Annotated in this window: 28 protein-coding genes and 4 pseudogenes; 3 read left to right on the top strand and 29 right to left on the bottom strand. The window is 25.2% G+C overall.

Annotated features, from left to right (window positions below; genetic code table 11):
• Positions 1–2 precede the first annotated feature (2 nt).
• Together infB and nusA are read right to left on the bottom strand one after the other, a co-directional pair.
• Entirely contained in the window at positions 3–1,811 is a 1,809-nt protein-coding gene (gene infB / locus CWO85_RS01595; protein WP_121463942.1) for a translation initiation factor IF-2, read from the bottom strand.
• 125 nt (positions 1,812–1,936) lie between these two features.
• On the bottom strand, positions 1,937–2,995 hold the full coding sequence (gene nusA / locus CWO85_RS01590) for a transcription termination factor NusA (RefSeq protein WP_121463941.1): 1,059 nt from the start codon (positions 2,993–2,995) through the stop codon (positions 1,937–1,939).
• A gap of 481 nt (positions 2,996–3,476) precedes the next feature.
• On the opposite strand from nusA, the gene CWO85_RS03635 reads away from it, so the two are divergent.
• From CWO85_RS03635 to CWO85_RS01580, 3 genes are all read left to right on the top strand, one after another.
• Positions 3,477–3,623 carry a hypothetical protein gene (locus CWO85_RS03635; RefSeq protein WP_161554979.1) on the top strand — a complete coding sequence of 49 codons (147 nt, stop codon included), beginning with the start codon at positions 3,477–3,479 and terminating at the stop codon, positions 3,621–3,623.
• A gap of 85 nt (positions 3,624–3,708) precedes the next feature.
• Complete coding sequence (locus CWO85_RS01585; protein ID WP_121463940.1) at positions 3,709–5,088, top strand: RNA polymerase beta'' subunit family protein; 1,380 nt, start codon at positions 3,709–3,711, stop codon at positions 5,086–5,088.
• Positions 5,089–5,271: 183 nt separating this feature from the next.
• Complete coding sequence (locus tag CWO85_RS01580) at positions 5,272–5,496, top strand: hypothetical protein (protein WP_121463939.1); 225 nt, start codon at positions 5,272–5,274, stop codon at positions 5,494–5,496.
• A gap of 284 nt (positions 5,497–5,780) precedes the next feature.
• Here the strand turns inward: CWO85_RS01580 and CWO85_RS01575 are convergent.
• From CWO85_RS01575 to CWO85_RS01450, 27 genes and pseudogenes are all read right to left on the bottom strand, one after another.
• Positions 5,781–6,721, bottom strand: a pseudogene (locus tag CWO85_RS01575) (IS3 family transposase).
• Between the two features lie 415 nt (positions 6,722–7,136).
• Positions 7,137–7,764: pseudogene (locus tag CWO85_RS03840) on the bottom strand (phase variable surface lipoprotein).
• Positions 7,765–7,786: 22 nt separating this feature from the next.
• The gene (locus tag CWO85_RS01565; protein ID WP_121463938.1) at positions 7,787–8,161 is read right to left on the bottom strand and encodes a DUF2963 domain-containing protein; all 375 of its coding nucleotides are present in this window, start codon (positions 8,159–8,161) and stop codon (positions 7,787–7,789) included.
• Positions 8,162–8,300: 139 nt separating this feature from the next.
• Positions 8,301–9,625, bottom strand: a pseudogene (locus CWO85_RS01560) (toprim domain-containing protein).
• 11 nt (positions 9,626–9,636) lie between these two features.
• Positions 9,637–11,130 (bottom strand): replicative DNA helicase, encoded by a 1,494-nt coding sequence (locus CWO85_RS01555; RefSeq protein WP_121463831.1) that lies wholly within the window; start codon positions 11,128–11,130, stop codon positions 9,637–9,639.
• A 1-nt stretch (position 11,131) separates the two neighbouring features.
• Positions 11,132–11,755, bottom strand: a complete 624-nt coding sequence (locus tag CWO85_RS01550; RefSeq protein WP_121463830.1) for a hypothetical protein — start codon at positions 11,753–11,755, stop codon at positions 11,132–11,134.
• Positions 11,756–11,792: 37 nt separating this feature from the next.
• Positions 11,793–11,942: a hypothetical protein gene (locus tag CWO85_RS03720; protein ID WP_201736602.1), complete on the bottom strand. Its 150-nt coding sequence runs from the start codon at positions 11,940–11,942 to the stop codon at positions 11,793–11,795.
• The gene (gene tmk / locus CWO85_RS01545) at positions 11,926–12,564 is read right to left on the bottom strand and encodes a dTMP kinase (RefSeq protein WP_121463829.1); all 639 of its coding nucleotides are present in this window, start codon (positions 12,562–12,564) and stop codon (positions 11,926–11,928) included. Before tmk ends, CWO85_RS03720 begins: the two co-directional genes overlap by 17 nt.
• A 77-nt stretch (positions 12,565–12,641) precedes the next feature.
• Positions 12,642–13,283 carry a YqaJ viral recombinase family nuclease gene (locus CWO85_RS01540; protein ID WP_121463937.1) on the bottom strand — a complete coding sequence of 214 codons (642 nt, stop codon included), beginning with the start codon at positions 13,281–13,283 and terminating at the stop codon, positions 12,642–12,644.
• Positions 13,284–13,285: 2 nt separating this feature from the next.
• Positions 13,286–13,540: a hypothetical protein gene (locus CWO85_RS01535; RefSeq protein ID WP_121463936.1), complete on the bottom strand. Its 255-nt coding sequence runs from the start codon at positions 13,538–13,540 to the stop codon at positions 13,286–13,288.
• A complete protein-coding gene (locus tag CWO85_RS01530) occupies positions 13,524–13,805 on the bottom strand; it encodes a Panacea domain-containing protein (RefSeq protein ID WP_121463935.1) in 282 nt (93 codons plus the stop codon). The genes CWO85_RS01535 and CWO85_RS01530 overlap by 17 nt, the downstream gene beginning before the upstream one ends.
• Positions 13,806–13,866: 61 nt before the next feature.
• The gene (locus CWO85_RS01525) at positions 13,867–15,087 is read right to left on the bottom strand and encodes a hypothetical protein (RefSeq protein ID WP_121463934.1); all 1,221 of its coding nucleotides are present in this window, start codon (positions 15,085–15,087) and stop codon (positions 13,867–13,869) included.
• A gap of 125 nt (positions 15,088–15,212) precedes the next feature.
• Entirely contained in the window at positions 15,213–15,494 is a 282-nt protein-coding gene (locus CWO85_RS01520; RefSeq protein WP_121463933.1) for a hypothetical protein, read from the bottom strand.
• Between the two features lie 151 nt (positions 15,495–15,645).
• Complete coding sequence (locus CWO85_RS01515) at positions 15,646–15,990, bottom strand: SVM family protein (protein WP_121463932.1); 345 nt, start codon at positions 15,988–15,990, stop codon at positions 15,646–15,648.
• Between the two features lie 15 nt (positions 15,991–16,005).
• Entirely contained in the window at positions 16,006–16,158 is a 153-nt protein-coding gene (locus CWO85_RS03630) for a hypothetical protein (RefSeq protein ID WP_161554978.1), read from the bottom strand.
• 88 nt (positions 16,159–16,246) lie between these two features.
• Positions 16,247–16,885: a YqaJ viral recombinase family nuclease gene (locus CWO85_RS01510; RefSeq protein ID WP_121463931.1), complete on the bottom strand. Its 639-nt coding sequence runs from the start codon at positions 16,883–16,885 to the stop codon at positions 16,247–16,249.
• Positions 16,886–17,427: 542 nt separating this feature from the next.
• The gene (locus tag CWO85_RS01500; protein ID WP_121463930.1) at positions 17,428–17,787 is read right to left on the bottom strand and encodes an SVM family protein; all 360 of its coding nucleotides are present in this window, start codon (positions 17,785–17,787) and stop codon (positions 17,428–17,430) included.
• Between the two features lie 24 nt (positions 17,788–17,811).
• Positions 17,812–18,927 (bottom strand): coiled-coil domain-containing protein, encoded by a 1,116-nt coding sequence (locus tag CWO85_RS01495; RefSeq protein ID WP_121463929.1) that lies wholly within the window; start codon positions 18,925–18,927, stop codon positions 17,812–17,814.
• A gap of 105 nt (positions 18,928–19,032) precedes the next feature.
• Entirely contained in the window at positions 19,033–20,673 is a 1,641-nt protein-coding gene (locus CWO85_RS01490; protein ID WP_121463928.1) for a DNA double-strand break repair protein Rad50, read from the bottom strand.
• Positions 20,673–21,875, bottom strand: coding sequence for an AAA family ATPase (locus CWO85_RS01485; RefSeq protein ID WP_121463927.1), 1,203 nt, complete (start codon positions 21,873–21,875; stop codon positions 20,673–20,675). The genes CWO85_RS01490 and CWO85_RS01485 overlap by 1 nt, the downstream gene beginning before the upstream one ends.
• A gap of 60 nt (positions 21,876–21,935) precedes the next feature.
• Positions 21,936–22,556 (bottom strand): hypothetical protein, encoded by a 621-nt coding sequence (locus CWO85_RS01480; protein ID WP_121463926.1) that lies wholly within the window; start codon positions 22,554–22,556, stop codon positions 21,936–21,938.
• A 2-nt stretch (positions 22,557–22,558) separates the two neighbouring features.
• On the bottom strand, positions 22,559–22,846 hold the full coding sequence (locus CWO85_RS01475) for a hypothetical protein (RefSeq protein WP_121463925.1): 288 nt from the start codon (positions 22,844–22,846) through the stop codon (positions 22,559–22,561).
• A 29-nt stretch (positions 22,847–22,875) separates the two neighbouring features.
• Entirely contained in the window at positions 22,876–23,166 is a 291-nt protein-coding gene (locus tag CWO85_RS01470; RefSeq protein ID WP_121463924.1) for an HU family DNA-binding protein, read from the bottom strand.
• 198 nt (positions 23,167–23,364) lie between these two features.
• On the bottom strand, positions 23,365–23,613 hold the full coding sequence (locus CWO85_RS03715; protein ID WP_201736622.1) for a hypothetical protein: 249 nt from the start codon (positions 23,611–23,613) through the stop codon (positions 23,365–23,367).
• On the bottom strand, positions 23,597–23,866 hold the full coding sequence (locus CWO85_RS01460; RefSeq protein ID WP_121463818.1) for a DUF2963 domain-containing protein: 270 nt from the start codon (positions 23,864–23,866) through the stop codon (positions 23,597–23,599). Before CWO85_RS01460 ends, CWO85_RS03715 begins: the two co-directional genes overlap by 17 nt.
• A 273-nt stretch (positions 23,867–24,139) precedes the next feature.
• A pseudogene (locus CWO85_RS01455) lies at positions 24,140–24,473 on the bottom strand (single-stranded DNA-binding protein).
• 232 nt (positions 24,474–24,705) lie between these two features.
• Positions 24,706–25,311 carry a sigma-70 family RNA polymerase sigma factor gene (locus CWO85_RS01450; RefSeq protein ID WP_121463923.1) on the bottom strand — a complete coding sequence of 202 codons (606 nt, stop codon included), beginning with the start codon at positions 25,309–25,311 and terminating at the stop codon, positions 24,706–24,708.
• Positions 25,312–25,425 lie beyond the last annotated feature (114 nt).

Here is a 25,425-nt window from a genome sequence, read left to right as displayed (position 1 = left end):
TATTAAATGATCACTTTCTCTATTTTTAATGATTCTATTATATCATCAATTTGAAAATTATTAAAATTATCTAACAAAATACCACATTCATGTCCTTGATTAGCACTATTAATATTTTGTTTTAAATGTTTTAAAGAAACAATTTTACCTTGAAAAATAACTTTATTGTTTCTAATTACTTTCGCTATAGAATTATTAAAAATTGTTCCTTTAGTAACATAACAACCTGCGATGCTTCCTATAGAACTAATAGTAAAGATTTTTTTAATCTCAGCTTGGCCAGTAGCTTTTTCTTCTAAAACAGGATCTAATAAATTTTTTAATTTATTTTCTACATCTTCGATTATTTTATAAAGAATATTATAGTTTTGCATATCTACTTTCAAATTTTTAGCATTCTTTTGTAAAGTATTGTTAATAACTGTATTAAAGTTAATTAAGCAAGAATTAAAGGTTTGCGCTAATACAATATCGTTTAAAGTCACCATTCCAACAGTAGCTTTAATAATATTTACTTTAATGTCTTGAATGTTTAATTTTTCTAAAACTTCAACAATAGCTTCTAAACTACCTTGAGTATCTGCTTTTAAAATAATATTTAAACGTTTCTTTTCTTCGTCTTTGTTTGATATTAACACATTATTATAAATATGATTATTAGAATTCGAATTAGATTGATTTTGTTCTTTTAAAGAACTTTTTTTATTTTCGATAATTTGCTTCGCTGTCTTTATATCAGAAACAGTCGCAAATAAATCACCTGCTTTAGGTACAGAATCTAAACCTGTTATTAATACAGGTTGTGAAGGGTAAATTTCTTTTAAACTATTTTTTAAATCATCTTCGATAGAACGAATTTTACCATAAGTATTATCGCCTACTACTATTACATCGCCTATTTTTAAAACCCCTTGAGAAGTGATTAAAGTAGCCGAAGGACCTTTATTTTTATTTAAACTAGCTTCTAACACAACTCCTTTAACCATTTTAGTTAAATCAGTTTGAATATTTTTCATTTCGCTAATTAATAAAATAAGTTTTAGTAATTCATCTATTCCTTCTTTTTTTAAAGCTGAAATATCTATATATGCAGTTGTTCCGCCCCATTCTTCAGGAGTTAAACCTAAATTAGATAAATCATTCATAATACTTTCTTTTTTATTATTAGTTTTATCTATTTTATTAATAACAACAATAATTTCGACTTCAGCTTCTTGAGCATGTTTAACAGATTCAATTGTTTGAGGTTTTACTCCATCATCAGCAGCAATTACTAAAAGACAAATATCAGTTACTTTAGCTCCTAGAGAACGCATTTGAGAAAAAGCTTCATGACCTGGACTATCTATGAAAGTTATTTTTTGATTATCATAAACAATTTCGTAAGCTCCGATATGTTGTGTAATACCTCCAAACTCTTTATCTACTAAACGAGTTTGTCTAATTACATCTAACAAAGTAGTTTTTCCATGATCAACGTGCCCCATAATAGTTACAATAGGAACTCTTTTAGTTAAATTAGAATCTATCATTTCTTTTTTAATATCTTCATTTAAAGATTCTTTAGATGTGGATTCAAAAATAACTTCGATATCTAAAATCATACTTAACATTTCAGCAATTTCTTTAGTGACAAATTGATTAATATTTGTTTTAATCCCTGCTTCTATAAATTTTTTAATTAAAGTAATATTAGAAATTTCTAAAATATTAGCTAAATCTTTAATAGTATGTTTAGGATTAAATAAATAACTTTTGACTTTAATTTTTTCTTTAGAAATATTATCATCATCCTTTTGTTTTTTATTCATGATTCTTTAATCATCTCTCTTTATTATTTCTTTTTTTAATCTCATAATTTTGTCTAATTTTAAAAAGGATCATTATTTATTAATAAAATTAAAACAAAAAATATTTTTTTAAAAATATTCAAAAACTAGATAACTTTAACGGAAATATTCCATTTAGTAACTATAGTAGCCAATTGTACATTAGTTCCAAATTTTCCGATAGCTAATGAAATTTGATCTTCAGTTACTAAAGCAGTGGCTATTTTTTGTTCAAAATCAATAATACTAACTTGATTAATTTGAGCAGGTTTTAAAGCATTAGCAATAAGTTCTTTCGGATCATCACTCCATAAAAATAAATCTATTTTCTCACCTTTTAAAATGTTAATAATATGTCTGATTCTAACACTTTTATCTCCGATACAAGAACCTACAGCATCAATGGTACTATCATGAGATAATAAACCTATTTTAGTTCTTAATGAAGGAAAACGAGCCATTTCGACAATTTCTATAATTCCTTCTTGAATTTCAGGAATAAATTCTTTAAAAATTTCGGTAATAAATTCAGTACAAATACGACTTACTAAAATTTTCGGCATTTTAGTAGTTTTTTGAACCTCGGTAACATAAACTTTAATTATTTCACCTATTTCAAATTCATCATTATTAAGTTTATCTTTATTTAATAATACAGTTTGAACTTCTTTTTCTAATTCTAAAGTGCAAAAATTTTTTTTGATAGAAGTTACTTTAGCATCAATTAATTTATTTTCATATTTTTTTAAAAAAATATAAATATTTTCTTTTTTAAATTTAATGATTTCTTCGTTAAGTTTATTTTTAAACTCTTGACTAGCATAAAAATTAAAATTTTTAGGATCAACTTCGATCCTAATAGTTTCTCCTATTTGCGGATTCTCTTTTAATTTTTTAGCTTCTTCTAAGTTAATACAAGTTATTTTTTTAATATTAACATTTTCTTCGTTAATCGTATTTGGTTCTGTTTCCATAACTAAATATTCTTTATATAAAAAAAATTCTTCATATTCTTTATCAAAATCTAAATGACAGCTTTTAATTTGATAATTTTTTTTACAACCAGAAATAATACTTTTTTCGAAAGCTTCTAAAGTTTGTTGTCTAGTTAACTCATGTTCTTCGGCTAATTGATCGATATGATTTAAAAAATTTTTAGTTTTCATATAATTTAATTATTATTGTTCCTTAAATATATTTAAAATTTAAATTTTAATTTTAATATACTTTCATTTAAAACTAAAATACAAACATATAAATATTTTATCATTTTTTAATATTTTTGTTTTGATAAAAAACAATTAATATAATAAAAATAAAAATTTTTTTATTTTTATTATATTAATTAATTTAGAATTAAGAATTAAAAATTTATGTTTTTAATAATATTTTTTTGTTTAATTAGATTAATTTTTAGATAAAAGAAAAAATAAAACTATTTATTTTTTTATAAACGATTTGGTTTAAATTTTGTCGTTTTTTATTTTGTTAATGATAAATTTTATTATTTATAATATGTTTTTTGAAAATTAAAAAAGACTTAAAAGTCTTTTTTATTTAGATGTTTTATTTTTTTTGTAAATAAAAATTATACTTTTTGTCTTTTTAAGATTAGGCGGAGTATTTGGTGGTGTACTATTTGGTGTGTTGTTTGGTGTATTAGGAGGAGTATTTGGTGGCGTACTATTTGGTGTGTTGTTGGGTGTATTTTTTGGCGGTGTACTAGACGGTGTACTATTTGGTGTATTAGGCGGAGTCGAACATATTCAAAACATGGTACTTCCTTTAAAATAACCAAAAAATCATTTAAAAAACATTAAAAGATTATCTAATTGATAATCTTTTTTTTTATTTAATTTTTAAAATTAAATTAATTATTATGGAAAAATTAACAACATCAGAATTGAAACAAAAAAATTTTTACGAAACAAAAAATCAAATTTTTAAAGATTTAATAAATGAATTTTTAACTAACAAAGATATAAATGATTTAAGATACAAAATTTTTAAACAAGATTATGAAATTATTAACGAAAAAACTAACAAATTAAATTTTGAAATAAAAAAAGTTAAAAATGGGTTTTTTTATTCTTTCATTAAACCATTCATTTATAAATTATCTAAAAAAGTTTATTTTCCGATATCGTTATCAATTGAAGATTCTGAACAAGAATCTTTTTTTATTTTCAATCAATTTTTAAATGATTATGTTCTTAAAAATAAAAAATATAATTTAAGTTTTTTTAGAAGAAAATTAACTCAAGGATTATCTGATTTTATTCAAAAATACCTTGGGATAAAAGATAAAAATAAATTTTCTGTCAATGAATCAATTAAAAGAAATTTTCAAATTCTAAACTATCAACAACAAGATGAAATTCTATTATCCATTTCTTTAAATAATAATTTTTCAAATCCAATAAAATTGTTTAATCAAGAAACTAAATTTCAAGATTTGAAAGAAAAAATTGAATTTGTTAAATTATCTAAAAATCAAGAAAAAGTTTTAACTAAATATTATCAACTTGATAGAAAATTTGATGATATGAATATTAATTATTTATCTAATCAAGAAATCGCCGATTCATTAAATAAAGAAAGTGAATTAAATAATGATGTGCAAAGATTTGATATTGAATCAATTAAAAATTATAAAAAACATGCTATTAAAAAACTAGCTAAATTATTTTTTAAAAAAACAATTACTAAAGAAATAACATCAAATTTATTTCATACTTACGAAATCAATTCTTCATTAGAACCAATGATAATTGTAAATAACAAAGAAATCAAAGATTTAAACAAAATCATTGAAGCCGACAAAAAATATTCAAAAGATAAAATTTTTGTTACCAACTATTTGAAAACAAATAAAAAATTAATTTCAATGACTAATTTAAATTCAAAAACCAAAGAAGAAAAAATCTTTTATCCAAATACACCTATCATTAAAACAATCAATTTATACAACATTAAAAACAACAAATTAATTAAAACAATTGAATTCACTAAAGACAAACAAATTAATTTCACCAAAGAATTTAAAAACAATGAATTAATTAAAATAATTCAATATTCATTTAATCCAAATATTATCAAAGAAACAATTATTCCAAATAAGAAGTTTTTAAAACCAAAAAACGAATTAATTGAAGAATTTATTTATATTATTGACAAAAACACAAAAAAAGAAAAATTAATTAGAATCGATTTCATTGATATTAAAACTAAAAAAGTAATTACATCAAAAAAAATCTAAACTAAACAAAATTGTCCGAAGTTTGCAAGACTTAAAACTAATCAAACATTCTAAAAATGATTTATTTAAAACAATAATTTAAAAGATGTCTTATAAAGACTGACTATCTACAAAAGAATAATTTCAAATTATTTTTTATTTTAAAAACGTTTTAAAAATAATAAAAAAAAGGAAAAAAATATTATGAATAGTGTAAATTTAATAGGAAGAATCGCTACTGATTTAAAATTAGAAACTGTAAGCCCAAAATCAGGACAAACTTTCAAAGAATTTAAAAAAGTAGATTTCATCTTAGCAGTTCAAAACAACAAAAAAGATAAAGATGGTAAATTTCTAGCTAATTTTATTTCAATCACTGTAGACTGTTCCAAAAGTTTAGACACTTTTTATTTTAAAATAACTCTTTAAGACTAAAAAATTAATAGATAATTTCATATCTTTTCAAACTAAAGAAATATTTTGTTGAATTAAAAAGTGTCTAAACTTTTTTTAATAATTCTTTAATTTCAAAAGATATTTTTTTAAATATTGTACCCTTACACTATATAGTTAGGTAAAAAAAGTGAAAAACTCTCCAACAAAATGAAAAAAAATTAACTTTTATTATTAATTATATTATTTTTCTTAAAAAAAGGCGCACTAAAATAACCTTTTACAAGGTTATATTATTTTATTTTACATCAACTAAAAATTTATCTCAAATTTTGAATATATTGAGATGGAGTTGAATTGTTTAATTTAGTTAAAATCCATTTAGTATTCCAAAATTTCGGAAAATGATTAATTAATTTTTTCATTTTATCAGGAGATTTTTGAAATAAAAATGGATGTTGATGTTGTAAAATACTTTTCATTTGGCCGAAAAAGTTTTCAATGACGGCGTTATCACGAGGGGTGGCTTTTCTTGACATGCTGATTAAAAAACCTTTTTTCGTTAAAGTTTTTTTGAATTTTGAGTGATTGATAAACTTTGCCTTGATCGGAATGAATAATACAAGGTTCTTTTAATAAAGGTAATTTTTTTAATAGTATTTAAAACTAAATTTTTATTTTGTTGGTTCGAAACATGTGAAGCGATTATTTGGTTGTTAAAAGAGTCAATAATACAAGAAAAATAAAGAAAACCTTGATTAGTTTTGAAATAAGTGATATCAGTAAAGAGTTTTTGGAGGGGTTTGGTGGCCATAAAATCTTGATTGATTAAATTAGGAATTATTTGGAGATTATTTTTTAAATTACGATAAGTAAAATTTTTTTTAATTCTTAAACAACAATTAATGTTATTTTTTTTCATGATGGTGTAAACTTTTTTCTTGGTGATAAATTCATTAAAGGTTTTTTGGTATAAATCAGTGATTTTTCGATGGCCGTAAAAATATTGATAATGGAGACATAAAGCTTTAATTCTTTTTTGTTGTAACAGGTATTTTTCTTCTTTTTCTTTTAGTTTATTTTTCATTTTCAACCAATAATAATAAGTACTTCTTTTAATTTGAATTGTTTTTAAAATAGTGGTTAAATTAAGAGTTTGATTGAATTGGTTGACTAAATGAAAAACCATTTTTTTATCAATTTTTTTAATTTTTTCAATAATTTTTTGTAATAATTTAATTTTTTGTTTTAATTTTTGCATCTTAATACCAATTATTTTCAAATACATCAATTATTATAACTCTAAAAGATTTTTTATTGGATAAATAAGCTCTTCAGCGCTTTCATCTTTTTTTTCATATATATAATAAATAAATACTTGGTAAGGCAATTAATTTAAAAATTAAATTTGATTTAATGATTGAAATAAATTAAAAAAATAAAATTACTTAAAAAAGAGGTTTTTATGATATCGATAAATAATAATGATATTAAAAATGATAATGCGATAATATCAAATATCGATATCATTATTATATATCAATATAAAATATAAAATATCACTGGTTGAATAAGTTAGTCTTTATATAGATTATTTTTAAAGACAAACTGTTAGTAAACTGTTATAAAACTGTTATAAAACTGTTAGTAAAGTGTTATAAAGTATTATAAAGTTGTTAGTTTTCTTTTTTTATTAAATATTTATACATAGGATGTAGTTTTTTCACCCGATATCCTTGTTTATCTTTTGTTAAAAAGAATTGAATATATTTTAAGTCTTCTTTTCGATAATAAATAATGTTTAACCCTTTTTTATAGTTAGTTTTCATGGGTTTATGGTATTTATCTAGTTTTTGAGGGTCTAATTGATATAATTGTAAAGTTTTTAATTGGTTGACATCAATTTTCCCGATTAATTCTTTGATGATATTTTTAAATTCATTTTTATAATTGATTTGGAAGATATTAAATAGGTGTTTAAGGGGGTTATTTTGGCTTTTAAGCGGGGTTAAATCAGAAAGTAATAGTTTACCTATTACTAGAAGAGAAATTATCATTAATTAAGGTTATTTTTGTTTTTTTCATTTCTTCTAAGATTTGAGGATCGACAAAGAGAGTTTGGTTTTTCGGACGGTAATTAGCTTCTTGGTAGGTATTTTTCTTTTTAGAATGAGCAATAATAGTGAGATTGATTAAATCTTCTTTTAATATTTTTAAAAAGTTTTTAATTTGGGTTAAGTCGTTAGGGGTGGTTTTTGTGTTCCAACCTCCGATTCTAATTTCTTGATTGGTATCTTTTTTCATCTTTTTTCTCCTTTTGGGTTATTTAGTATTCAGTTATTTTTCTAATAGTTTTTCCGTCTGATTGATAATGAGTTTTTTTAACCTTGTTACCAGTATTTTTATTGTATTCAGTTACAAAATTAATAGTTTTACCATCAAATTGATAATAAGTATATTTAACTAGTTTACCTGTGGCTTTATCGTATTCATATACACTTTTAAGAATTTTTTCGTCAGATCGGTAATAAGTTTTTTTAAATGGCTTTTTATTATTTTTATCGTATTCATATACACATTTAATAGATGTTCCATCAGGTTGATAATGAATTTGTTTAATGGCTGTTTCAGTTTCTTTATCGTATTCACCAATAAATTTTTTCCTGCCATTATTAATAAATTTTTCTATAATTGTTTTCATTTGTTTTCTCCTTTTTGATTGTTTGTTATAAAAATAAAAACCCTAAATAGTTGAATTTAGGTTTATATATACTTTTATGAGAGTGTGTTAATGTATTTATATGTATAGATGTTATATATTGGTGTAACAAAATAATAATTTAATTAATTACTTCTACTTTGTCTTCGCCAAAGAAATGAACCGCTAAATCGACGATGATTTTATTTTTGGCCTCTTCATAAGTAATGTATGGGTCTAAAAAACATTTTTGATATGCTTCTTTTCCGTATTGACGTAATAAATCATCGACATCTTTACAAGTTTGGTCGTAAGGAGGTAAAATGTGTCTAATTTCGTATAAAAGTTTGCTTCTTTAAGTTGTTCTCCTAAGGCTTCACTTCGTTTTCGGCCTGTCTCGTCGTTATCTAAGGCGATAATGACTTTGATATTTTCTTTTTTGAGAATTTCTAGTTGAGATTGAGAAAGTAATTGAGTGACACAAATGAGACCGACCACGTTTTTAATACTATTTTGCCAACAACTAATGACATCAAAAAAACCTTCATGAATGATAATGGTTTTTGTTTGTTTGATAAAAGGTAACGCTTCAAAAAAACGATAACTAAAATGAAAGGTCGGTGTTTTACTAAAATTATTTAATGATTGATATTTTGGTTGAAAGTAAGAAACTTCGCGAAAATGGTTTTGATAAAAATGAAAAGTTTGATGATAACCATTTTCAATGGGGATAATAATTGAACCATGGAAAGTATCATGATAATATTTTTTTCTTTGTTGATTAGTTTTTTCTTTGATAAAACCATATTCTAATAATTTATCGATATTAATATTTTTCTTTTGACAGTAATTTACTAACCGAAAAGATAAAGGTTTATCAGATAATGGGGCATAGCCTAGTTTAAATTCTTTAATAGTTTCTACAGTGAGTTTTCTTTTTTGAGTTAAATATTCTATTCCTGGTTGGCTTTCGTTGTTGCGATTAATGGTTAATAAATAATGATAATAATCTCTAATTTGGTTGAATAAGGGTGAGATTTTTTTAAATAATTGTTTCTTTTTGATATTAATTTCCTGTTCGTCAACTGGTTGTTTTGGTTTAATTGGATGATATGGTTGTTGAAAAGGGTTAGTAGTTGTTTGCGTTGTTTCTTTTTCTTGTTGGATTAAGGTTTTAAATTCGAAAGAATTCATAAATCCTTCTATTCTTTGAATCGCTTTAGAAAAAGATTTAATTTGACGGATAGTCATATAAACATCAATCAGATCGTAATCTCGACCACATTTCCAACAATGAATTTTGTTAGTAGAAGTGAAATGACAACAAGTAGGATTGTTTCCTTGATGAATGGGACAAGGGAAACGATATTTGGGGTTGAAGTTTGGTGGTATGATATTTAATTTTTTTAATAAAACTGACATGGGGAAATGAATTTGGATGTGTTTTATTTTTTCTTGATAATTCATTGATAAATTCCTTAATAATTTTCTAATAGATAAGGTAAGATATAACCTATTTCTTGAAAGGTTTGGGTGGTCATTTCAAAGTGATAAACTAAGTTTTTTTTAGTACCACTTCGATTCTTTTTAATAGATAATTCAATGATTTTTTGAGATTCATTGTTTTTTGATGCTAAATATAATTGATTACAATTTTGATTATAGATATTCAAAGGTTTTTCTTGGTCTTTGGATAGTTTGGGTTGGAATTCAGACATCATTAAGACGATGTCGGAGTTGGTTTCGATACCACCACTTCCTTTTAAAGCGGTGATTTCAGGGGATTTTCCTTGGTAATGGCTATAAGTATCTCTCGAAAATTGTGAGAGAATGATAATAACGATGTTTAATTCCATGGCTAATTGTTTGAGTTTAGTCATAATTTCGTCAATGGCTAGACGGTCATTTTCTAAATGATTTGTGGCTTTTGTAATTTGAAGATGATCGATGACAATCATTTCAACTTTTTTTTCTAAATGAAGGCGATAAACTAAATCAATGATATAATCAATGTTTTTACTTTTGTCATAACTAAACGATAAATTAATGTTAACAAAAAATTGTTTGGCTTGTTTCATCCTTTCCGTGTATTTGAGTAGTGTGATGTTTAAATCTTTCAAATTTTTATCTAAAATAACATCTAGAGGAATTTGAGTTTGGTGGGCTAATAATCGACTTAAATTTTCTTCTAAGGTCATTTCATAAGAAAAAACTAACATATGGGGATAATGTTTAGTTTCTTGATGTTTGGTTTTGGCGATATCTAAAAGAAGATTGTAGACAAAAGTGGTTTTACCTAATCCAGTATAGCCCCCAATGGTGATGATTTGACTTTTTTTAAATCCTTTTGTGGCTTGATTTAAGCCTCGGAAAGTTTTTGATAAGCGGTAATATTCTTCTTGGATTTTTTGTTTGGATTGTTGATCGGTTTTAAAAAACTCAGGATGACAAGAGGACATTTGATTTAAAGTTAATAAGGTTTGGTCTGATTTGTGAGGAATCAAAGTCATAAATTTTCTTAATTTATCAAAGATTTCTTGGTAATATAAGTTTTTAGTGTAAGGATCTTGATTTTCAAAAGAAGGACTAATAAATTTTAAGAGTTGTCGGAACAGTTTTTCTTGGGTATAGGTATGTTTTAAGTTATCTAAGAAATTAAGGTTATTTTCCTTACTAAAATCATCACTTAAAAAAGATAATGATTCTTTAGTAAAGTTATCTTGGGGGAAATAGGTTTGAAGATAGGTGAGTAATTCTTCGATTATCTCATTTTGAGACTTTATTTTATCAAAGGGATGATTAGTTATTTTTCCTAAAGTTAAATATTTTAAGGCCTGAAAGATTTTTGTATGTTGTTTATCTAAAAAAGATTGTGGATCAATGAGCTGAAAATAAAAACTTAATTGTTCAGCTTTATTTTGGTTCATATAGGAAATGATTTGTTTTAACGCTTTTTGTTCGTTGGTTAACATTTTATATTAAATCCTTTTTTATTTTTTTAATGATGTTGATGTTAGAAAAAGGGATGAATTGACGGGTAATTAAGTTTTGTAAGAAATTGTTGGCTGAATTGGAAAATAAGTTAATTACTTGATTAATGCCTTGGATTTTTCCTTGGTTGATTTTATTGTTTAGTCTTTGAGTTTCTGGTTCGTTGTTGATTAATAAATAAAACTCAAAACGAGTATCTAATTTTTTGAGTTGTTGGGCCTCTATCATGGCTTGTTTATAGCGTTCACGAAGACATGTTTTAAAATTAAAAGCGATGATTCTTTTCTTTTTAGTAAATAAAACTAAATCAAATTTAATGTCAGGGATAAAAAATAAATTTACTTGAGGGTATAAATTAGTGATTCCTTTATTGTTTAAGTATAATAAAATTAAATATTCATTGATTTTACCACAAATGACTTTTTGACTTTGAGAGTTGATGTTATTTTGGTTAAAATAATGGTTTAATTGTTGGTAATTGGTTTTCATATACTTGTCAACAGAAAGATTAAAGGTAGTTTTTTTAAAAAAACATTTTAAGATTTCCACAGTTTGGATATTAGTATTAAATTGTTGAATATTAAAAAAATCTTGGTTATTTAACATTTGATATTCCTTTCTTTAAATAAAAAAAACCTTTAAATTAAGGTCTTTTGTTGGTTTTTTTAGTTTTAAAAATTCTTTTTGTTTTCCAGGTAATGATGCCATCTTTATGAATGGTTTTGATTTTTCCATTAGAAAAATAGATGTAAGTATTGCCATTTTGGCAGGTCTTTTTAGTTATGATCGCCATTTGATAGTACTCCTATTTGTTTAATAATTTGTTTGACATTAGATTTGATAGAATCACTTCCGTTTAAAATTAATTTATTAACTCCACTAGTATAATGAGTGATATAATGATCATATCCTTGGCGAACATTTTGAAAATAAGTTAATGATTGTCTTTCAATGAGATCTCTTTGATGGTTTTTTTGATTTTTCTTTCTGGTTCTTCCGATAAGAGGGTCAATGTCTAAATAAATTAATAAATCAGGTTTTTTTAAGATAGTTTCATGATTTATCTTAAAGATCTTTTTTAAAGGTAAAAGTTGTTTCTTTTCCTTAGAAAAGGGAAATAATTGATAAGCATAAGTAGATGGTAACCAACGGTCTAAGATAATTAATTGGTTATTTTTTAATTGAGGAACAATTAATTCCGCTTGGATTTGAGACATATTAGCCAGACTTAAATAAAAACGAGTGATATAATCTACTTGTTGAAAATTTAAAAATAAATCTCTAATTTCCTTCCCAAGTGAACTACTCCCTAAACCTTGATACAGTTGATGAGGGGTTTTTAATTGGGGTTGAAGGGCGTGAATAAGAGAAGTTTTTCCACTCCCGTCAAGTCCTTCGAAAACGATTAATTTCATGATTGATTTCTCCTTTAATTTTCAATTTGGGTATAAAAAAAAGACCTTCAATTTGAAGGTCTAAAAGTATGAATTAATTATTTGATTTTGCTTAATTGTTTTAAATAAGTGGTTTTTTCTAATTCGTTTTTGGCTTTGGTTAAAAGAGTTAAGTATTTTTGACTATCTTGAATCATTTTGGTAATAAAATTATTGTCTAAGTAAATTCTGACTACATGATAATCATTATCATTAAAATAAACTAAAAAGTAGGCAAATGTTGCTTGGGAACAATAAAGTTGACATTGGACTTGGGCCCAGTAGTATTGAGGGATATGTTCGAGTTGAGGATGAGTTAAAAACTGAGTCCAAGTGGATGATATTGCTTGATTTTCATTCACAAAAGGACATTTTATTTCTAAAACGATTTTGTTTTGTTCGTTGTAACCATCTAAAGAAGCAGAAAAAAGATTAACCTGATCGTCAGTAAAAATAGTATCTTCAAAAATTAGATTAGTCTTGTTAATAAAAAATTGACGTGCGATTGGCTCCATTTTTTGTCCATGAAGAGTATATTGATTGGAAGTAAAAGTCGTGCCAAAGAGTTTATCATGGACTAATTGTTCCATGGAACGAAAGGGATCTAATCCCGTAATGGAGGCGATTTCGGAGGCGTTGATGTATTTTTTGCGGTGTTGGTACCATAATTTGGTACGTTGATTTAAATTTTTGATTTGCATTTTTATTTTTCTTCTTTCTTGAATATTTTTTTAATTAATAATATCAAATATTTACCTAAATAATAAAATAAACGGAAAAGGTAATAAATAGTTTTAATGATAAAATCAATTAAATATAATAAATGAGGGATAAATAATAAAATAATTATTAATAAACCCAAGTTTAACCATTGATTTTGATAAATAAGAAAATAACTACTTATTTTATGAAGAATATTATTTAACTTAGTTAACCAAGTATTAAATAGATTCCACATGATAATTTGAATTCTTCGTGGTTAAATATTGATAAAATTGAATTTCTTCATTAAATAATGGTTTGTAATAACGAATTAAATATTCTCCTTGCACATAATATAATAATTTTTGTATTTGTGTAATACCGCTCCCATATTTTTGAAGACAATTGTCTAAAAGATATTTAGCGATATCAAATATATTAAATTCTTTTTTTTGGTTTGTCATTTTTATTTCCTTTTTATTTTTAATTTGTTTTTCTAATTTTTTAATTTGATCTTTCATTAGTTTTGCCTTCTTTCTTTTTTTTGAATTTAAATTTTTGTAATAAAAAAAGAATTAAAAATTAATTTAATTCTTTGGGTTTTTTGGGTGGCGGAGTAGTATCTAAAAATTGATAATATCTTTTATCAACACATTCTACACCGTCAATCTGCCAATTATCATAGATCCAACCCTCTTGATATGTATAATAATGGGTGTTGCCGTTTTCATCATAAAGGGTTTTGTTAGAACGACCGATTTTACTTCGGACTTCATTAACTGTATAATAACCGTTATATTGGATATAACATTGTTTTAGCCAATTTAAATATTGAGTGTGATAGTTGTCTAACAAATTAAGTTTAAATGATAAATCTTGGCAGATGATGTAATAAATTGTATTTTTAGTTTCAAAAATATGTTCTATTATTGTAACGTCAGTTGATAGATCAAATTTTTTATCAATAATAGATTCTTTTTTCACTTCAATGTCTGCGTGAAATCGCATTAGGCGTTGGTTATATTTTCCTTCGAAATTATAAAAGTTATTATCTCTTTTCCAATTGCGAATAGCTTCATAAGGGTTTTCAGAGTCGGGAAGGTCAATTTTTATTATTTTTTTGTAGATATCAAAAGTAAAAAGATAGATGTTTTTAGCACCATTGGAAAGTTGTAGTAAATCTTCTATACTTTCTGAAGTAATTTTGGTTTGGGGAGAAACACTTAAAATTCTAATACCATCGTCAAAATAAATAGCATCTATTTCAGTTTTATTGAGATTATTTAAGGTTTTTTTCGGCAAAAGTAAAACTAAACCAGTATTAGGGGTAGCGTTATAACAGCCTAATTTAATGGTTATTGGTTCTTTGATAACATTATTTTTAATTAAAAAATCATTAATGATTTTTTCTTTGTTTTGGATTTGGTCGGCAAAAATATTGGTTTCTATTAAATTGATTTCAGGTTCTATTTCGTTAAGAATTACATTAGCGTCCCAAAAGACAAAAGCTTCTTCAATGGCGATTTCGTATTTTAAAAGGTCTTCTAAGGTATATTCATTGTCTTTAACGGGATATTCTTCATTAAAAGGATTAAATCTTGATTTAAAATAAACACCTAAGAGACCTTCTGGTGGTTTTTTTAAATACAAATCAATGTATTTGTCGGCACTACGGTTATATGAAGGTGTTATCGATATGTTTGTCGTTTCCATTTTAATTTCAAAATATTCCAAAATTTTAGGAATATCTTTCCTTGATGAAACTCTGATATCATAACGTTTGAGTTTTGGTTGAGTTGTCAACCATTCTTGTTTAATGGCTTCGTATTCAGCTAGTTTTATAGGGAACTTGTGGTGACAGTGAAAATATGGTTGCGCAAAAATATAAAATGAAATAAAAATTGTTATTAAAATAATTATTAAATATTTTAAATATTTAAATAAAGGGAATTTTGGTTGAACGCATAATTTGGTGACACCTCCTTAGATGTGGATTTTATTATAAAATTGTGTAAAATAAAATACTTTGCGTATGAATGATCTTGATGTTTTTTTTCGTATTCTTGTTTTTCTTGTTGTTGTCGTTTTTCATATTCTTGTTGATTTATTTGTTGATTTTTTAGAAACTTATGTCCTAAATATAACCAAACTAATGGAATACAGATATCAACTATAATAGCAACTATGCCTAAATAATCTTGCGCTTGCATTTTTACCCACTCCTTTAGTTTATGTTTGTTTTCTTTTACTTTTTGTTATTTATTTTTATTTATTTATTGACTACTTGAATTATCAAATATCTTTGTATAAATTACAACAAAAAAAGATTCTCATAGAGAGAATCTTATATGTGGATATATGTTAATGATTGCGATTATTATTATTGATAATGTGATAAAATAAATTGTTTTGTTGTTCTAAATTACGAATTAATTCGTTGTAATTATCTCGAAGCATTATTAAATTTTGGAGACGTTGGGGTTGTAATTGTTCGTCGGTCATCAGTATATATTCAATTATATTGTTTCTTTCTGTTGTGTATTCGCGCATCTTGTTGTTATTTCTAGTGATGTTTTGCCAAACTAAATTATTATTGTTAGTATCTATGGCCATTACTTGTTTATTATTGTCAATGACAAATAATAATCCTAAAAAAATAAATAAAATTATTTGAAATAAAAATAAATGTTTTTTTAATTTAAACATTAATTCATAACTCCTTTAATTTTTTATCCCTCGGATGGGGTGATTTCGTAGAGTTTTTGAAGTTCGGAAAGGGGGGGAGCCGAATAGACGATTTGTGGAGGTTTCATCATAATCACACTGTATTGAATCTCTTAATTTGATGGTACCAGATAACATTCCTTCGTACATTATTTGTTTACTTTCTAAGGAACCAATTTGGTTTGAAATTTGGGCATAAAAAAAGACCTTCAATTTGAAGGTCTTAGAGTTTTAATTATTATTTAAATTTACTTAATCGTTTTAAATAAGTTGTTTGTGATAATTCTTGTTTGGATTTGTGTAGTAATTCTAAATATTTTTTACCATCTGCAATCATTTTATTAATGAAGTTATTGTCTTGATAAATTCGTACCACATGATAGTTTTGGTCGTTAAAATAAACCAAAAAGTAAGCAAATTTAGCTTGACTACAATAAAGTTGACATTGAACTTGGGCCCAGTAGTATTGAGGAATATTTTCTAAATGAGGATTGGTTAAAAAACTAGTCCAAGCGGATGAGACTTCTTGGTTTTCATTAACAAAAGGACATTTAATTTCTAAAACAGCTTGATGTTGTTTGTTGTATCCATCTAAAGATGCGGAAAAAAGGTTAACTTGATCATCAGTGAAAATGGTGTCTTCGAAAATTAAATTGGTTTTTTGTATGAAAAACTGTCGCGCGATAGGTTCCATTTTTTGGCCATGGAGAGTATATTGATTAGTGGTAAAAGTGGTACCAAAGAGTTTATCATGAACTAACTGTTCCATGGAACGAAAAGGGTCTAACCCCGTAATGGAAGCAATTTCGGAAGCGTTAATATATTGTTTGCGGTGTTGATACCATTCTTTGGTACGTTGTGATAGTTTGATTTGCATGGTTATTTACCTTTCTTAAAAATTTTTTTTAATAATGAAAAAAGATATTTTCCTAAATAATAAATAAATTTAATTATATGATAAAGACATTTAAAAAGAAAATCAATTAGATATAAAAAATGGGGAAGAAATAATAAAATAATTGTTAATAAACCTAAGTTTAACCATTGATTTTGATAAGTAAAGAAATAATCACTTATAGTTTTAAGGTTGTTGTTTAACTTAGTTAACTAAGTATTGATTAATTTCCACATGATTGGGTTGCTTCGTGGTTAAATATTGATAAAATTGAACCACTATTCTTGTTTTAGTTGGTTAATGCTTAGTTTAATGGTTAAAAGGTAGAATTTAATGACATAATAAATGGTGATAATTGGAATAAATGAAAGTAAGGTGATGACGAAAAAAATGAGATTACTAGGTAGAGATTGAAAGATTTTTTTTATTAACATAGTTTTTTGTTTCCTTTCCAAGTTGTGTGTGTTGTTAAATAAAAAAAAGACCCTGTAAGGGGTCTTTATGAAGAATTAAAATTAATCATTTTAATTTCTTTCATTATTATTTTGTTGATTTAAGGTGCTATTTGTTCTTTGTTGTTGAAATTGATCTCTGAGAATTAATTGTTGATTTATTGAATTTATTTGCTCTAAAACTCGATCTAGGGAAGCTGTGATATTTTGCATTCTAATTAAACGTGTTGCATTATCTAAATTTAAATTATTAAAATTATTATGTAACTGTTGTAATAAATTATCTCTTTCTTCTGTTAGTTGCATCATTCTTGCATCTAAATCTATTCCAGGGAAAGCATATAAAAAATTGTTGTTTTTAAATATTAATAATCCTAAAAAAATAAATGAAACTAATTTCAATAAGTATAATTGTTTTTTTAATTTAAACATTAATAAATAACTCCTTTATTTTATCTATTCCTCAGCTGAGGCGATTTCGTAGAGGGATTGGAGGGTAGAGATAGTTAAGTCTTTAAATTTTTCTGATAAATTATTTAATTTTTCTTTTAATCCTTTTTTAAAGGTTTCGGCGAGTTCTAGTTGTTCTGTTAGAGAACTTTGTTTGTTTTCTAATTTGCCGATTTGAAGTTCAATTTTTTCGATTTCGCCAATTATTTTTGATTTTTCGGTTTGTAATTTATCGATTAGAGCTTGTAATCTTTCTGATTCGACTTTATTTGGGGTTTTAGGGTTTTGAATTTCAATATTATATCTTCTTTTAAGCACTATTGCATAAGATGGGTTAATTTCGCCACATTGATATTGAAGGTTTTGGATGGTTTGGTTTTTGGCTTCTTTATCTTGTTCTAACTTGGTTTGTTGAGACTTTAATGAAGGAAATTTATCTTGAATTTCTTTAATTTTGAGATGAAAATCATCACATTCTTGTTGTTCTTTTTCGATTTTGGAGTTCCATTTTTTTAAAATTCCTAAATCATATTCTTGAGATTTTCTAATTTCATCGATTTTTATTTTTTCTTCTTGGGAAAGATTATTTGGTAATAAAGATTTGTCATCGGTTTCTGAAAGAATATAAGTTTTGATTTTTTTGAAATTAGTTGGTGAAATAATTTTTTTATATAAAAAATTATGAGGTAATTTATTATATGTATTTGTTAAATTTTCTATATCTTTGTTTAAATGTGTGATATATCTTTTTTCCACAAAATCCTCTTGTTCTTTTTTAGAAAAACTATTAAAAAGATCAGTTTTTCGACACATATTAATAATATTTTCTTTGATACAATTATTATTTTTTAAAATTTCTAATATTTCTTTTTTTAAATCTTCTCTACATAAAGGATTAGAAGAAATATCATTTAATTTATTTTTTTCTCTTTCTCTCAAATCAATTAATTCTTTAATAACTTTTGTAGTTGGATTTTTTTTAAAAAATTCTGAATTAGGATCTTCTTGTTGTTCTTGTTTTAAAGAATTATTGGTCTTGTAATAAATACCAATACCAACAAAAACTGCGATAATAATGATTATAATTGCTAAATATTTTTTAAAAAAATTATTATTATTCATAAATTTCATTTCCTTTCCGATAATAGTGATTATTATTAAATATTGAAATATGAATATATCACTATTATACAAATTTATGAATTAAATGTTTTAAAAAAATGATTTTTATTTATTAGGGATAATAACTAATTCAGGGATTTTTGTTTGACGTTTAGCTTTTTGTTTCTCTTCAAAACGTGCTTGGGCGCGAGCATAACTAGGATTTTTTTCTTTAAGTACGGCTTTTGCAGTTTCGATTTCTACGTTTTTGTCTTCTAGTTGTTGTTCTAAATTATCTTTATCATTGTATAACCCACGCGTACCTGAAACTTCTTTTAGTTTATCTACTAATTCCTCGTTGATTTTGACGTATTCTTTGATCCAGTCCTTCCATTCTTGTTCGATGACGCTACTTTGTTTGTCGTTTTGGTGTTGCCAGTTTTTTATTTGTTCTTTACAAGAAGCTTCGTTGTTTATTTTATTATATTCTTCTTTTTTCTTTTCACAGTCTTTGTAGTCGGCATTAAGTCTGGCTAAATCGCGGTCGATATCTTTAGTATACATTTCTAAAGTTTCTTTGGTAATCATTAATGGATGTTCTTTGTTTTCATTAATTACGTCGTTATACATATGCCATAATCGATGTCCTTCATGAAGAACTACAGCAGATTTAACAGCTCCTTGAGCGAATTTTCGATTAACACTAATAGTTTTTCCTAATGTTTTAATAGCGAATTTAGCAGGGAATAAATCAGTAATTTTATCAAAAGCTTTAAAAGCGGCTTTCGTTGCAGTTCCAAAAGTTAATGCGTTTTCTTTTTCATAGGTAATCAAGCGATTGTGCATGTCTTGGTATTTGTTTTTTAGAATTCCATATAAATCTCGTTCAGTTCCTATTTCTTCTAATTTTTGGTTAACTTCGTTGATGTTAGTTTGAATTTCAGCTTTGCGATCTTCCCAAGTTGTTATGATTGTTGATAGTTCTTTAAATTTTTCTGATAAATTATTTAATTTTTCTTTTAATCCTTTTTTAAAGGTTTCGGCGAGTTCTAGTTGTTCTGTTAGAGAACTTTGTTTGTTTTCTAATTTGCCGATTTGAAATTCAATTTTTTCGATTTCGCCAATTATTTTTGATTTTTCGGATTGTAATTTAGAGATTTGTGCTTGTAATCTAATTTTATCATCAGGGGATGCTAATTTTTCTTCTTCTTGTTTTTGTTTAATTTCTTTTTCTTTAGTTTCTTTATCTTGTTCTAATTGTAAAAGTTGTCCTTTTAAAATAGCGATATTGTCTGTAGTATCTTTTAATTGGTCTTTTATTTCTTTAATTTTTCCTTCGTTTTGCTCTAAAATTTTTTTAATTTTTTCTTTTTGTTCTTGAGTAATTTCTTGTTTTTCATATAATGTTTTTAATTCATCTTCACATTTTTTTAATTCGGTTTCCCAGTCTTTTTTAAGGCCTTTATAGTTATTAATAGTTTCATCGTATTTGTCAATGGCTTTATCAATTTCCCCAATTAATTGGCCGACATATTTAGATGATGGTAGTGTTTTGAAAAAAGATAAATAAATAAAACTAAAAAGAAATAAAATAATTAAAAAATAAACTAAATAGCCTTTCCAAGTAGTGCTGTAGTTGTTATGTGTGTTGTCGTATTTTCTTTTGAAGAAAAAGAAAATACTAAAAATAGAGATGGCCGTAATGGCCCAAGTATAATAGGCTCTAAAGTTAATAAAACCTTTAATTAAATTTAGTGGTGTTAACATTATTTAGTTTCTCCTTTCTTTTGATTTTCGATTTGATCTAATGTTTCGATGTTTTGGGAAACGATCATTTGATAAGCTTGTTTTAAATCTTCTTGATTGATTTCATTTCTTTTATTTTCGCCAGTTCCTCTATTTTGAGCGAAGACGATTACTGTTGTTTTTAAAATATTTTCTAAAGTACGATTAGCTTTTAAGAATTGTTGATGATGTGGTAATCTTTCTAAAGCTTCATTAATCACTTCAAATAAGTATTTTTTAGCTTCGTCGCTATAAGGGTTTTTTCTTCTTTTGATTAAGAATTCTAAAAATTGTTGACGTTCAGCTTTGTTACCAGGTTTTACTTCGATGTTGTAAGTGAATCTTGATTTGATGGCTTCATCGATTTGGTCCTCGTGGTTGGTCGCGCCGATAATGAAAATAGGTTTTTCAGGGTTGTTTTCAAATGATGTCATTTCAGTTTTGAATTGGTTAACCACATTGGCAATTTCAGACCCTGCTTCTAAGGTACCTAAATCTGTAAAAATAGTTTCGCATTCATCTAAAAAGATAATGGCGCCATTGTTTTTGTCTACTTCGCGTCTAGCTGCTTCAAATAAATCTTTAACCATTTGCGGAGCTAAGCCTTTATATTTTTGTGAAAATAAAGAGCTACTTACTTCAAAGAATGGGAGTTTGGTTTCTTTGGCTAAGGCTCTTGCTAAAGTTGTTTTTCCTGTTCCTGGAACTCCGTATAACAAGATACCTAATGGAGGTTCCACGTCACCAATACCTTGATAGTTTTCTTGATTTTTAAGATAATCAATAAAACCTTTGACTGCTTTTAATTCTTGTTTAAACCCAATTAATTTATCAAAAGTTGGAAATTTTTGGGGATTAGTAGGTTGGAATTGATTTTTATCTTCTTCAAAGTTTGATATTGCAGAGGATCGGTTTTCTAATAAAGTTTGTGATTCTTGCTTATTTTGTTGTTCTATTTTTTTGGTTATATCTACATTTTGTTGTTCTATTTTTTTGGTTACATCTACATTTTGCTTTTGAAGTGTTTTGATTACTTGTTGATGCTCTGTTATTTGTTTTTCTGTTTCGATTAAAGTTTGGTGATGAATCCAAACATAAGTTCCTAGAGAAAAACAAAAAAATAAGATAATGATGGTTATCATTAAATGTTTTGAAAGTGGTTTTTGTTCGATTTGCTTTTTCATTCGGTTATTTTCCTTTCTCATAAAAAAAAGACCAAGAAAAACTTGGTCTTTATTAATCAATTAAGCTGTTTGAACAATTGAGGTTTTAATAGTTTGATTGCCGCCACTGAAAGAATTGCCTTTAGAATCAACTAATTCGTAATCAAAAATTAAGTCTAATTCAGGTTTTTTTCCATCGATAGTTTCTTTAATAATTTCTTTTTGTTCGATACCGATTTGGATTGTTATAGTTCCATTTCCTTCTTTTAAAGCCGTTAAAGGACGTTGAGATTCATCATATTCATTATTATTAACTTTCATTGATAAATTAAAAAAATTTGTCGGATTTTCAAAAGTTGTTTTAGTATCATATGAAGAAGTTATTTTTAAATATAAAGGATCCATTTCTACTCCATTTGTGTTAAGTACAGCTTTATGTTCCATTTCGATTAAATGTTGATATTTGCTTGGTTTGAAGTTTGGTATAGGAAGAGGTATAAGAATTTTATCCTCGTTATTTCCTTTAGTTCGTTCAACATTAAACAAAGGGAATTTATCTAACAATGAAATTTTTTCTTTTCTTTGTCGGGCGAAGTAATTTTGTAAAGCAGTAATTGAAACGATGGTAAAAAATAAACTAATAAAAACTACTAAAATGGTAAAAATTTTATTTTTTGTTTGTTTTTTTGTTTGTGATTTCATAATTATTTTCCTCCTGGGATTATTGATTTAATTAAGTTGATAAAATTATTGATTCCTGTAGTAAACCAAGGAATTTTATTTTCATAGTAAATAACCATAAAATAGAAAGTAATTGCCATAAAATATAAAATAAACATAGTTGTGTGAGTGATTTTTTTTAATAAATTGCATTTTTTTGTTGGGACAATAGTTATATTTTCTTGTTTAGGGTTAGTCATTGTTTTTATTTTTTGGTTGTGATTTGTTTCGTTAGTATTAGATTTTGGTTTTTTCTTAATGATTTTATTCATATTTTTTTCTCCTTTTGTTTGATATTTGTTTATTCTAATTTTAAATCTTTCACTTTATCTTTAATGGTTTTAGATAATTTGAAAGTTACTACCGTTTTTGCAGGTATTTCTAGTTTTTTTCCTGTTTTGGGGTTTTTACCTACATATGCTTTTCTTGCTTTTAATTTGAATTTACCAATTTGAGGGGATAAAATTACTTCTTCGTTGGATGTGATAGCTTCAATTAGAGCGTTCTCAAATGAGTTATAAAATTCTTCTGTTTTAGTTGCAGAAGTTTTGTTGGATAAAGCGATTTTTTTAATTAATTCTTTTTTAGTCATTTTTGGGTTTCTCCTTTTTTGATTTTTTTTGAAAATTATTGTTATTTAAATTAAAATAGAGTTTCGCTTAAAATTTAATGATGTGAAACGATGGTAAAAATTTTAATTCTACTCATAATTTTTAATAATGATTTCTTGATTGATGTTTTTATTGGTGAGATTATGGGTAGTTGTTGTTTTTATTTTTTTATAGTTTTTCTAAAATTTGAACCTTTTAATGTCTTGGTCTTGAATAACAGGTTTTTCAATTTCTTTAATAATCTCTTTTTCAATAATTTTATCTTTGAAAATAGTAATCGGTTCTTGGAAATTAGAATTTGAAGGTATATTTTCTATATTAGAATTAGCAGGTGTTTTTTCTATAAATTGAATATATACGAAAATGGCGATTATCATCCCCATCAATAAACAAATGATATTATCAAAATAATTAATTTTTGTTTTCATATCGATATATTATTTTTTTAATTATTCGACCTTTGTCATTAAATTCTTCAATACAATCAATAGTTTCGCCGTCGATACAATAAAATATTTCTTTAATCATTTGACCTTTGTCATTAAATTCGGAAATATAATGAATAGTTTCGCCGTCGGGTTGATATGTTATTTCTTTAATTTTTTGACCTTTGTCATTAAATTCGTGAATATAATGATGAATATATTTGCCGTCGGCTAGATATGTTATTTTTTTAGTCATTTGACCTTATTAACTCCTTTTTTTTAAATAATAAAAAAAATTTTTTTCTTTTATCACCTATTACTTTTGAACTGGATGGTTTTTGTTAAATGTATAAATTATTAATATATCAAAAATCATAAATTTTTTAATTTTAATTTTAAATTGCATTAATTATTTTTTAGATTTTTTTGACTAAAAATAATTAAATGATTTAAAATAAAAGACCTGAGTTAACGCTCAGGTCTTTATTAAGTTTATTTGATTATTATTGAGTTTTATGAATTTATTGTTTTAAAAAGGTAAAGTTTCTTGAGGTTTATTGTCTAAAAAGATGACATTATGTACGATTACTTTTGTATTTGTTTTCTTTTGACCTTCGTTGTTGGTGTATTTTTGGACAGATAATGTCCCTTCTAGATAAATTTTAGATCCTTTATGTAAGTATTTTTTCATGTTGTCAGCTTGGGTTCTAAAAACCACACAAGGAATATATTGTACTTTGTCTTTGTTTTGGTTAACCGCTAATTGAAAATCTATTTTAGGGACTTGTTCATTGTTAACCTTAAGTATATTGTTTGTCAAGATCATGAGTGATACGACCAATTAATTGAACTTTATTTAACATATTTTATTTTTCCTTCTTTTTGATATATTTTTTATTTATTTATAGATAAAATTTTTGAAAACAAATGTATTTAAGACTATCTGATTTGTTGATGTTGGAATCGTTTATTACTGTTGTTTCAAAAATTTTATGTTGGGCTTTGATACAAAAAAAGATTACTTTGAAAGTAATCTGGTTTTTATTTTTTTATTGTTTTGAATAACTAGTTTAAAGTCATTACGGACGAGAAAGGTTAACGTTTTTTTAATTTTTTGATAGTGATGTTTTTAATGTTTTTTACTTGTTTTAAAGATAAATTAAGTTTTTCAGCAATTTCGGTGTTGGTATAACATCTTTGATAATCTTCATTGATATTCCCTAAAGGAACACCAAAACTTAAATGGATAATTTTGAATTCGGTTTTGCTTAACTTAACTTTCATTTTTTTTAAAAAAATTTCATGATTAACTTGTTTTAACCATAATTGATGAGGGTTAAGAATTTGACAATGCCATGTATGTTTTTCTTCTTGAAAAGAAGGATTATTAGTTTTATGAGTTTTTTGAGGAATTGAAGGAGAATGACTTTTTCTTATTAATTCTCTGATTTCCGATTTGATAGTTGGAGTTGCGTAAGAAATGAAGTTATAACCTAAATCTTCGTAATTATTGAGGGCTTTGATTAATCCTAAAATCCCTTCTTGGTATAAATCCTCTTTTTGAAGGACACGCGGATAATATTTAAATTGCTTAACTAATTTATTTACTAATGGCAAATGTAAATCGATTAGTTGATAACGAATTGTTAAATTCTTTTTATTTTTTAAAAAATCTTTAAATAATTCTTGTCTCTTTAACATTTAATGCCTTTCTAAAAAACGTTTTTAGAAAAGATATGAAATTTTTTTTAGTCTTGAAACACAAAAAAAGACTAACTTAATAGTTAGTCTTAAAGATTTTTTAAAAAATAAAAA

The organism is Candidatus Phytoplasma ziziphi (genome assembly GCF_003640545.1).
GTDB lineage: Bacteria > Bacillota_I > Bacilli_A > Acholeplasmatales > Acholeplasmataceae > Phytoplasma > Phytoplasma ziziphi.
Note: the sequence above shows the minus strand (reverse complement) of the source record. Positions and strands in the feature narration are given on the sequence as shown.